10 protein-coding genes are annotated in these 10215 nt (G+C 52.3%); 6 read left to right on the top strand and 4 right to left on the bottom strand.

Annotation, left to right across the window (positions count from 1 at the left end; translation table 11 throughout):
• Positions 1–150: 150 nt before the first annotated feature.
• Genes GX147_01670 through GX147_01660 form a run of 3 tightly spaced genes read left to right on the top strand, consistent with a single transcriptional unit; the run spans position 151 to position 2738 of the window.
• A complete protein-coding gene (locus GX147_01670) occupies positions 151–1173 on the top strand; it encodes an HlyD family efflux transporter periplasmic adaptor subunit (GenBank protein ID NLN59417.1) in 1023 nt (340 codons plus the stop codon).
• Positions 1174–1225: 52 nt separating this feature from the next.
• Positions 1226–2008: an ABC transporter ATP-binding protein gene (locus GX147_01665; GenBank protein NLN59416.1), complete on the top strand. Its 783-nt coding sequence runs from the start codon at positions 1226–1228 to the stop codon at positions 2006–2008.
• Positions 1989–2738: an ABC transporter ATP-binding protein gene (locus tag GX147_01660; protein NLN59415.1), complete on the top strand. Its 750-nt coding sequence runs from the start codon at positions 1989–1991 to the stop codon at positions 2736–2738. The genes GX147_01665 and GX147_01660 overlap by 20 nt, the downstream gene beginning before the upstream one ends.
• Before the next feature lie 115 nt (positions 2739–2853).
• On the opposite strand, the gene arsB is transcribed toward GX147_01660, so the two are convergent.
• Genes arsB through GX147_01640 form a run of 4 tightly spaced genes read right to left on the bottom strand, consistent with a single transcriptional unit; the run spans position 2854 to position 5815 of the window.
• Positions 2854–3945 carry an ACR3 family arsenite efflux transporter gene (gene arsB / locus GX147_01655; protein NLN59414.1) on the bottom strand — a complete coding sequence of 364 codons (1092 nt, stop codon included), beginning with the start codon at positions 3943–3945 and terminating at the stop codon, positions 2854–2856.
• Positions 3946–3975: 30 nt separating this feature from the next.
• Positions 3976–4209 (bottom strand): thioredoxin family protein, encoded by a 234-nt coding sequence (locus GX147_01650; GenBank protein ID NLN59413.1) that lies wholly within the window; start codon positions 4207–4209, stop codon positions 3976–3978.
• A 39-nt stretch (positions 4210–4248) separates the two neighbouring features.
• The gene (locus GX147_01645; protein NLN59412.1) at positions 4249–5421 is read right to left on the bottom strand and encodes a permease; all 1173 of its coding nucleotides are present in this window, start codon (positions 5419–5421) and stop codon (positions 4249–4251) included.
• 49 nt (positions 5422–5470) lie between these two features.
• On the bottom strand, positions 5471–5815 hold the full coding sequence (locus GX147_01640; GenBank protein NLN59411.1) for a winged helix-turn-helix transcriptional regulator: 345 nt from the start codon (positions 5813–5815) through the stop codon (positions 5471–5473).
• Positions 5816–5968: 153 nt separating this feature from the next.
• Here GX147_01640 and GX147_01635 point away from each other — a divergent pair, with 153 nt between their 5' ends.
• The 3 genes from GX147_01635 to GX147_01625 all read left to right on the top strand — a co-directional run bounded on the left by GX147_01635 (position 5969) and on the right by GX147_01625 (position 10187).
• Positions 5969–6169, top strand: a complete 201-nt coding sequence (locus GX147_01635) for a hypothetical protein (protein NLN59410.1) — start codon at positions 5969–5971, stop codon at positions 6167–6169.
• Between the two features lies 1 nt (position 6170).
• The gene (locus GX147_01630) at positions 6171–7667 is read left to right on the top strand and encodes a sigma 54-interacting transcriptional regulator (GenBank protein ID NLN59409.1); all 1497 of its coding nucleotides are present in this window, start codon (positions 6171–6173) and stop codon (positions 7665–7667) included.
• 279 nt (positions 7668–7946) lie between these two features.
• Entirely contained in the window at positions 7947–10187 is a 2241-nt protein-coding gene (locus GX147_01625; GenBank protein ID NLN59408.1) for a molybdopterin-dependent oxidoreductase, read from the top strand.
• Positions 10188–10215 lie beyond the last annotated feature (28 nt).

Below are 10215 nucleotides of genomic sequence, written 5' to 3'. Positions count from 1 at the left end.
CGCCTTGGAGTGCGCCATCACGCGTGATCATCCTGACAGGCGAATCACTTCAAATGTTTGCTGATAGGGCGGAGCAAAACGTTCACGCACGCAACGGGGAACCATGCCGTCTGAAATGTTGTACCCCTTCAGACGAAACGAGGGGCTGGTTTGAAAAAACAGATCATAATCATCGTCGTTTTCTCGCTCCTTGTGCTTCTGGTCGCTGGAGTGGTTTATTTCGGCCAATGGAAGGGGCGGACGCACGAGCTATATTATTCAGGAACGATTGAGGCTACCCAGTATCGTCTGTCCTTTCAGGTGTCTGGCAAGGTCTTGCAGGTTCTTGCGGATGAAGGACACGCCGTGTCCGCCGGGGAGCTGCTCGCAGAGTTGGAGCCTCAGGAATTGCAGGCCCGGCATGATCAGGCCCGGGCAAATTACGAGCGTGCTCAGGCTGCCTTAAGAACACTGTCCGCCCAGATGAAAGAGATCAGGACCGGTAATCGTCCCCAGGATATCGAAAGGGCCCGCCAGGCATTTCTGTCGGCGAAAGCGGTTATGGAAGAGGCCCGAAAGAACATGCAGAAATACCGGCGACTTTTCGAGGACGGTGTTGTTTCCGAGAAAGAATGGGATGCGGCCCAATTGCGTTACGATGTGGCCCTGCACGATTATGAACGCAATATCGAGTCTTATGACCTTGCTAAAGAGGGCAGCCGGATGGAAAGAATTGAAGCCATACAGGCCGAGGTTCAGGGGGCAAAGGCTCAAGTGATTTCCGCCCGGGCGGCCTGGCGCCAGGCTGAGATACAGCTTGCCTACCGGCAGTTGAAAGCGTCGGTCGACGGGATCATTACCAGCCGGAATGTGGAGCCGGGGGAGGTGGTTACGCCTGCCCAGGAGGTGATGACCCTGGCGGACCTTTCCGTCATTGATTTGAAGATCTTTGTGGGTGAGACGGAAATCGGCCAGGTCAAGCCGGGTCAGATGGTTGACGTGCGGGTAGATACCTTTCCGGATCGAATCTATCAGGGGACTGTGGCCTATATTTCTCCTGAAGCTGAATTTACACCTAAGATGATTCAGACCCACAAGGAACGGGTGAAACTTGTATATTTGGTCAAGGTGTCGATTCCCAACCCGGACATGGAGTTGAAATCCGCTATGCCAGCAGACGCCTGGCTGAAGTAGTTCATGACGTGGAGGGATGTTTCCCCAAAATGATTTCAAACGTTGCTTGGTGATGTTCGCTAATGTTATGGATCCTGCCGTTGACCAGCCTTACGTAATCGTGGACCGTGTATCGTTTTCCTTCGGCCCTGTTGTAGCGGTTGAGAATGTCAGCCTTTCTGTTCCCGAAGGAACGATCTGGGGTCTTGTCGGTTCCGATGGGGCGGGCAAAACGACGCTGCTGAGGATGATCGCCCTGATGCTGACCCCCCGAGAGGGGAACATTACCGTCGGCGGGTTCGATGTCTCCTCCGAAAGGGATCGGGCCAAGCGCTTGCTGGGCTATATGCCCCAGCGATTTGCTCTCTACCAGGACCTGACCGTCGAGGAGAATATGGATTTTTTCCTCGATGTCTATGGCATCATCGGCAAAGAGAGGGCTGATCGTAAAGAGCGTTATCTCGGATTTACCCGATTGCTGCCTTTTATGGACCGTTATGCGGGGAACCTTTCCGGGGGTATGAAACAGAAACTGGGTTTGGCCTGTGTCCTTGTCCATGAACCGCGCCTTCTGGTGCTGGATGAGCCGACCAATGGTGTCGACCCCGTTTCACGTCGTGAATTCTGGGAGATGCTGTATGAGATGCGCGATCGTGGCTTGACCATTCTGGTTTCGACAGCCTATATGGATGAAGGGGAACGGTGCCAGCATTTGGGGTTGATGCACAGATCAAAACTGCTGGTATCCGCGCCTCCCCGTGAAATAAAAAATGACGCTCCAAGTTTGGAGGCGGCGATCAAAGGGCTGATCATGGAAACGGACGGGAAACTCGAATATGGTATTTTCAGCATCTGACATCATCCAGGTGATGAACCTGAAAAAACAGTTCGGTTCGTTCGTTGCCGTGGACAAGATTTCTTTCTCCGTGAAACGAGGAGAAATATTTGGTTTTCTCGGTTCCAACGGATCGGGAAAATCGACGACAATCCGTATGCTTTGCGGTATTCTCCGACCCACGTCGGGTGGGGGAACCGTCGCCGGCCATGATATTCAAACCGAACCAGAGAAAATCAAACGGTCTATAGGTTACATGTCTCAGAGGTTTTCCCTTTACGAAGACCTGACGCCTTTCGAGAATCTCCGTTTTTATCTGGGGGTGTACAGCGTTCCCGAGAACCTCTGGAAAGAGCGCATCCGCTGGATTACGGAAATGACGCGGTTGGAAGGATTCGGGGACCGGCTGACCCGGGAACTGCCCCCGGGATTGCACCAGAGACTCGCTCTGGGCTGTGCCTTGCTCCATAAACCGGAGATTCTGTTTCTGGATGAGCCGACATCGGGCGTGGACCCTGTGACCCGGCAAGCCTTCTGGGAATTCATCGTTAACCTGGCTGGCGGGGGCATGACTATTTTTGTGACCACCCATTATATGGATGACGCCCTGCATTGTCACCGGATTGTCATGATTGACGCCGGCGGAATTGTGGCGTCTGGAACACCGGAAGAAATTGTCCGCGGTGCCTGTCCGACGCGTCCTGATGCGAATCTGGACGATGCGTTTATCCACATTATGACGGCTTCGTAAAACCCGTCGGCTCCGGATCAAAAGCGCTCAGAACTTTCTCCCATAAATATTTCCTCAAGGACGGCACATACGAGAGGCGTCTCTTCTTTTTCCCAATTGTCAATTGGATATGCCTTCAGTTCCGGCATGTCACGTGGCATACCCCCGTCGGTGTTTCCTTGGCGTAGGGAAAATATTTCCTTTTGAACCAGAGGGATACGTTTACAAGACTGATCAGCACCGGGACCTCCACAAGGGGCCCGACGACGCAGGCAAAGGCCTCCCGGGAATTCAGACCGAAGACGGCAATAGAGACGGCGATGGCGAGTTCGAAGTTATTTGAGGCTGCCGTGAAACTCAGGGTTGTCGACTGTTCATAGGTCGCTCCCGCCTTCATGGACAGATAGAAGGAGACAAAGAACATGATCACGAAATAAATGCACAGGGGTATCGCGATCCGGACCACATCAAGGGGCAGTTCGACAATGTAATCGCCCTTCAGGGAGAACATGACCAGAATGGTGAAGAGCAGGGCGATCAGGGTGATCGGACTGATCTTCGGGAGGAACTCTTTTTCATACCAGGCGACGCCTTTGGTTTTCAGGCAGACGAAACGGGTAATCATTCCGGCGACGAAGGGTATTCCCAGATAAATGAAAACGCTTTTGGCAATCTGGGTCATGGATACATCGACAACGGCGCCCTCCATCCCGATCCAGGTTGGCAGTATGGTGATGAAAAGCCAGGCATAGAACGAGAAAAACAGAATCTGAAAAATCGAATTGAAGGCCACGAGACCCGCACAGTATTCCCGGTCTCCCTCGGCCAGGTCGTTCCAGACGATGACCATGGCGATGCACCGGGCCAGGCCGATGAGGATCAAACCCACCATATAGTGGTAATATCCCGAAAGAAAAATGATGGCCAAAAGAAACATCAGAATGGGGCCGATCACCCAGTTCTGAACGAGGGATAAAATCAGAACTCGGCCATTTTTGAAAACCTCCCCCAGTTTTTCGTATTTGACCTTGGCCAAGGGCGGGTACATCATGAGAATCAAGCCGATGGCAATGGGGATATTGGTCGTATAGACTTGGAAGAGACTGATGACATCCCGGATGCCGGGATACAAATAACCCCACATGACGCCGACGAACATGGCCAAAAAAATCCACAGGGTCAGATACCGATCCAGAAAGGAAAGTTTTTCCCCAATTTTTTTCGACATCACGCCTCCTTTGCAATTCTGTTCGGTTTGTTATTTGTCCAGCCAGCCCTTGATCTCTTCCTTTTTGGGGATCTTGCCGACAATCTTGACCTCTCCGTCCACGACCACCGCTGGGGTCAACATGACTCCGTATTCGGCGATACTTTTTACATCGACCACCTTTTCCACCTGGGCTTCGACACCGGTTTCACAGAGGACTTCCTTCACCAGCTTCTCCGCCTGTTCACACTTGGCGCAACCGGTTCCTAAAATTTTGATATCCATAATATTCCTCCTTTTTCCTGTTACCCGATATTCAAAGAATTAACCCATCATCCATCCGAATATCATGCCCGCCAGGGCGGACAGGAGAATGATGATACAACAGAAAACCATTGTCTTTTTCACTCCCATGACGCTGCCGATCACGATCACGCTGGGGAGTGACAGGGCCGGTCCAGCCAAAAGGAGAGCCAGCGCCGGCCCCTTTCCCATGCCGGTTCCGATCAGCCCCTGCAGAATCGGGACTTCCGTCAGGGTGGCGAAATACATGAACGCCCCGGCAACGGAGGCGAAGAGATTCGCCCAGAGGGAATTGCCGCCGACCAGTCCCTGAATGTAGGTTTCCGGAATCAGGGCGGAATAACCGGGACGCCCCAGGAGAAAGCCCGCGACCAGGACGCCGCCGACGAGGAGGGGAAAAATCTGCTTCATAAACCACCAAGTGGTGTCCACCCAGCTTTTCAACTCTTCCCGACTGAACCATGATTTAAGAATCACGCCCAGAATAATGAATAAAACAATAACGATATACCATTTGGTGGAAAAAATGAACGGCCAGAGGCCCGCCGTACCGGGTGCCGGTCTGGCCCAGGCGGCGAAGATCAGGATCAGGACCATGGTCAACATATAAACGATGTCCTGCCAGAGCCGACGGGATCGGTCTTCTTCTGCAGGGAGGACAAGCGGGCCGTTGGTACGGTCAGAGTCATCCTTGCGGAAGATCAGGGCCATCAACAGACCGGTTATTACGGCAAAGGAAACCGCGCCGACGGCACGGGCGGCACCCATTTCCCACCCGAGAACCCGGCCGGTGAGGATTATGGCCAGAACATTAATGGCAGGACCTGAATAAAGAAACGCTGTTGCTGGCCCGATGCCCGCACCGCGTGTATAAATTCCGGCAAAAAGCGGCAGCACCGTACAGGAGCAGACGGCCAGGATTGTTCCGGAAACGGAGGCAACAGAGTAAGAAAGTGTTTTATTCGCTTGGGCCCCGAAATATTTGAGTACCGACGCCTGAGAAACGAATACGGAAATGGCCCCGGCAATGAAGAAGGCCGGGACAAGGCAGGTCAGGACATGGAGACGGGCGTAATCCTGAAGCATCAGAAACGCTTCAAGGCCCGCCTGGCGAACCGTTGGGTGATTCAGAGGAATATAATAGGCACTCAGGAATACCGCGATGATGATCCCCAGTTTTGTCCATTCCTTCATCTGTTGAAAACCCCCTTAATATATTCTTATTCGACGATATATGGGGTTGCTATTTCCCGCAGAGCACTTCACGGTTCAACAGCGGCACCACGGCATCGAGCTTTTTTATATCCGGGTCATCCGCAAGCCAGTGGCGAAGATTACCCAAAAGGGTGGCCGCATAAGGGCTCCGGCTGCCGTTCCCTGGAGCGTAATTGACCCAAAGTCCGTCTTTTTCGCAGGATACAAGACCGGCATTCTCCAGTATCTTCAAGTGTTTTGACACAGTTGACTGGGCGATTTCGAGAGCCGCCTGAAGTTCACATACGCACATGACGCGATGCTGAAGCAGCTTGAGTACCTTGATGCGGTTCGGATCGGACAGAGCTTTCATAACCCTGATAAATTCGACCATCTTTGTCCTCCTATATTCTAATATAGGAATATATAAAAACCCTTTCCGCGTAACTGTCAAGCAAATAATCCAGCGAAAAGAGTATGGGGGCAGGTCTGCAGGGCAATGATATTTCTCATGATTCATGCTATAAGTTTTGTAGGAGCTTTATTTATGACGGAAGGAAAGCGCGTGAGGGGAAAAATTTTGTTCGTCTGTGTCCATAACGGCGCCCGCAGCCAAATTTTGGAGAGATGGCTGAAGCGCCTGGCCGGCGATCGATGTAAAGCTTTCGGTGCCGGGATGGACCCCTGTGAGTTGAATTCCATCATGGTGACGGCCATGTGTGTTTACAGAAACGCCTGCGGGATATGAAATGAACAGAAAACCGACTTACGAAGAACTGGCCGCAAAGAATGCGGTACTGGAACAAAAGGCCCTCCGCTGCCGCCAGATGGAAAAGGCCCTGTTGAGCAAGGAGAGTCAGTACCGGAAAATATTTGATTCAGCCATGGACGGACTTTTGATCTTCGACAAAAAAGGCCGCATCATTGAAGCAAACCCTCAGGCCTGCCGGATGTACGGTTATTCCCACGATGAAATGATCTCCCTTTCCCGGGAAGACATCATGCACCGCGACTACCATTATCTGTTCGAAGTTTTTCGGAAGGAAACAAAAAAACAGGGAATGTTTGCGGCGGAATCCAAAGATGTCCGCAAAGACGGCAGTGAGTTTTATATCGAAATCCGGGGAACCGAATTTAATTTCAACGAGCGGAAGCATGTGTTGGCCATCGTCCGGGATGTGACGGAACGCAAAAGGACAGAAGCCTCTCTGCGTGAGGCTCTGTCCGCCATCGAGCAACTCAAGGAAAGGATTGAATCGGAAAATGTCTATCTGCGTGAGGAAATTGACCTGCGCTATGAGCACAAGGAAATCATCGGCCGCAGCGCAGCCATTAAAAAAACATTGAACCAGGTGGAACGGGTGGCGGAAACATCCTCAACCGTGCTGTTGATGGGCGAAACCGGTACGGGCAAAGAACTGTTGGCCCGAGCGATTCACCGGTTGAGCCCCCGCAAGGGAAAGTCCATGGTAAAAATAAACTGCGCCGCCATACCGGCAACACTTATGGAAAGCGAACTCTTCGGTCACGAGAAGGGGGCGTTTACGCACGCATTCTCCCGCCAGATAGGCCGTTTCGAGATCGCCGCAGATTCCACCCTCTTTCTGGACGAGATCAGCGAACTGCCCCCGGCTTTGCAGGCAAAACTTTTGCGGGTGCTGCAAGACGGGGAGTTCCAACGGCTGGGCAACCCGGGGACGATCCGGGTGGATGTGCGTATTATCGCCGCAACGAACAGGAACCTGTCTGAAGAGGTTGCGGCCGGCCGTTTCCGGGAGGATCTCTTTTACCGCCTGAATGTTTTTCCTATCAATGTACCGCCACTGCGGGAGCGTCGGGAGGATGTTCCCCTGTTTGTATGGGGATTCGTCAGGGAATTTGAAAAATCAATGGCCAAACGCATTGAAACCATTGGCAGAAAAACCATGAAAGCATTGCAAGCCTATTTCTGGCCGGGGAATGTTCGGGAACTTCGTAATGTTATTGAGCGGGCCATGATTTTGTCCCGGCATGGCACATTGCAGGTCGAGTTACCCAGAAACACGCCGGATAAATATACTCCGCTTATTACCAGATTGGCGGACGTTGAACGACAGCATATCATTGATATACTCGCTCAAACGGGTGGACGCGTCCGGGGGAAGCGGGGTGCCGCCGAGATTCTGGGGGTCAACCCCTCTACCCTGGACTCAAAGATGAAAAAGCTCGGCATTTCCCGGCGGGGCGATTTACACGATATATCGTAGAATACACGACATATCATGTTTTTATTTTGTCAAAATAATAAGCATCCGGCTTTGACACTTCTAACATTATGAATTTAATATGAATTAAATATATGTTGCAGGCTGCCCATCTGGCATGGATCTTGTGATATTTGTTTCTTGGGGGAGTATGATTTTTATCTTTTGTCCAACTTTTAGCAGGATGCGGCCAACGATCAGGATCCGGATCGGGGTCGTGTCGTACCCCCTCAATAGAAAAATCTCTGCTGATTTCATCAGAATTGACCAAGGAGGGATACCATGAAAGAAATTAAAAAAGCGGTGTGCATCCAGTGCCATTCCGCCTGCCGTGTGGCAGTGGAAATTGAAGACGGCCGGCTGATCCGTGTCGGCCCGGATCTGGATTTTCCCAAAGGAGAACTATTTTCTACCATTGTGAGCGGTTGTCCCCGGGCTAATGCCATTACCGATTATTTTTACCACAAGGATCGTTTGAACTATCCCCTCAAGCGGGCGGGTGCACGAGGCGAAAATAAATGGATGCAGATTTCCTGGGAGCAGGCGATGGATGAAATCGCCGGGAAAATGAAATCCCTGATCGACCAATACGGCCCCGAATGCATCGGGACGACTTGCGGTACCGGCCGTACATCCGATGAGTTCCGGAGCCGTTTTTTCAATCTGCTGGGCAGTCCCAACATCGTCGGGCAGGCCGAGGTTTGCTATGGCGAGTATCTTGCCTTAATGTACGCCATGTTTGGCTGGAAACTATTTCCGGTGGTGCAAAAGGAAACCCAGTGCACCCTGATGTGGGGCGGCGGTGGACCTCGGTACTGGAACGCCCTCTGGAAAAATATTATCAAAGCACGCAAGCGCGGCATGAAGCTGATTGTCATCGATCCCCGGGGTGTTGACACGACCCGGCACGCAGACCTATGGCTACAGGTTCGTCCCGGAACAGATTGTGCCCTGGCCTTGGCCATGATTCGCCACATCATCAGGGAAGGCCTGTACGATAAGGAATTTGTGTCAAAGTGGTGCCATGGGTTTGAGGAATTGCGCGAGCGGGTCGAGCCCTTTACATTGGAAAAAGCTGCGGAAATCACATGGGTACCGGCGGACAAAATTGGTCAAGCAGCGGAATTATACGCAACCTCCAAGCCGTCGGCTATGACTCATGGTCTAGGGATCGAGCACTCGGTCAACTCCATGGAAACCCTGCATGCCGTCTTTGCTCTGCGGACCATCACCGGAAATCTTGATGTCAAAGGCGGTGATATTTTCCCGACAGCATATCCAGACATCGTCCATGAACAGGAAATTGAACTCATCGACAAGCTCTCGCCGGAACAGAGGAAAAAACAGTTGGGAGCGGACCGCTTCAAAATTATGAGTCAGGAAGGTTTTCTTCTGACCCAAGAGGCGATGCCCCGTGTATGGGGCGACGTGAGTTTGAATCGCTCCAGCCAGTTCCAGGCCTTCGCGCACGCCCCGACATTTTATCGTGCCGCCATTACGGGGAAACCGTATCCGCTTAAAGCGATCTTGACTGTATCGAGCAACCCCCTTGTGACTTACGGAAACAGTAAAATCGTCTATGAGGCCCTGAAAAGTCTCGATCTTTATGTGGTGCTTGATTTTTTCATGACGCCCAGCGCTCAACTGGCGGACTATGTTTTGCCGGGGGCGACCTACCTCGAACGACCCTGGATCTGGGCCTACGCCATGATTATCGGCAGCGAACAGGCTATGCCCGCCGTGGTCCCTGGCCAATATGAACGCTGGTCCGATTATAAATTCTGGAAAGGACTGGGGGATCGACTGGGACAGGCTGAATACTGGCCCTGGGAAGACATGGAACAGGTCTATGATTACCGGCTCAAACCTTCACGTGTCACCTTCAAAGAATTTATGGCCAAAGGAGGTTTCGCCGCGGGGAAGGGTGGTTTCAAACGCTATGAAGAAAAAGGATTTGGAACTCCGACGGGAAAGGTCGAGCTATACTCGACGGTTCTGGAAAAGATGGGCTACGATCCGCTCCCCCTTTTTCGGGAACCCCTGGAAAGCCCGATCAGCACGCCCGAATTGGCAAAGGAATATCCGTTCATTCTCACAACGGGGGGACGCTTCCTGCCCTACTATAACGCGGAACACCGCCAGATAGCAAGGCACCGGAAGCGCTATCCCTGGCCAAAAATGGAGATTCACCCGGAAACGGCCAAGGCGCTGGACATTGAAAACGGCCAATGGGTCTGGATTGAATCTCCCCGGGGCCGCTGTCGTCAGATAGCGGAGTACGACACGAGCCTCCACCCCGATGTCGTGCACGCCCAGCATGGATGGTGGTACCCCGAGGACCCGGGAGAGGAGCCTTATCTTCATGGTGTTTGGAAATCGAACATCAATATCTTGACTGACGACGCTCCCGACAGTTGTAACCCCATCAATGGCGGCTGGCCCCTAAGAGCACTGTTGTGTAAAGTGTACCCTTGCAAACCGGAAGAAGTGGAGGAAGGCAAGACGGCAAATTTCTGGGATTAGACTGCGTTTCCCTTTCGTCCTCGCTGTC

This window comes from Deltaproteobacteria bacterium (genome assembly GCA_012522415.1).
GTDB lineage: Bacteria > Desulfobacterota > Syntrophia > Syntrophales > JAAYKM01 > JAAYKM01.
The sequence above is the reverse complement of the archived record's forward strand: the minus strand, read 5'-3'. Positions and strand labels throughout refer to the sequence as shown.

What these genes read in the sequence shown, in the direction of transcription:
- GX147_01665 (NLN59416.1), top strand. Translation starts at nt 1,226, where the DNA reads ATGTTCGCTAATGTTATGGATCCTGCCGTTGACCAGCCTTACGTAATC.
- GX147_01660 (NLN59415.1), top strand. Translation starts at nt 1,989, where the DNA reads ATGGTATTTTCAGCATCTGACATCATCCAGGTGATGAACCTGAAAAAA.
- arsB (NLN59414.1), bottom strand. Translation starts at nt 3,945, where the DNA reads ATGTCGAAAAAAATTGGGGAAAAACTTTCCTTTCTGGATCGGTATCTG.
- GX147_01650 (NLN59413.1), bottom strand. Translation starts at nt 4,209, where the DNA reads ATGGATATCAAAATTTTAGGAACCGGTTGCGCCAAGTGTGAACAGGCG.
- GX147_01645 (NLN59412.1), bottom strand. Translation starts at nt 5,421, where the DNA reads ATGAAGGAATGGACAAAACTGGGGATCATCATCGCGGTATTCCTGAGT.
- GX147_01640 (NLN59411.1), bottom strand. Translation starts at nt 5,815, where the DNA reads ATGGTCGAATTTATCAGGGTTATGAAAGCTCTGTCCGATCCGAACCGC.
- GX147_01635 (NLN59410.1), top strand. Translation starts at nt 5,969, where the DNA reads ATGACGGAAGGAAAGCGCGTGAGGGGAAAAATTTTGTTCGTCTGTGTC.
- GX147_01630 (NLN59409.1), top strand. Translation starts at nt 6,171, where the DNA reads ATGAACAGAAAACCGACTTACGAAGAACTGGCCGCAAAGAATGCGGTA.
- GX147_01625 (NLN59408.1), top strand. Translation starts at nt 7,947, where the DNA reads ATGAAAGAAATTAAAAAAGCGGTGTGCATCCAGTGCCATTCCGCCTGC.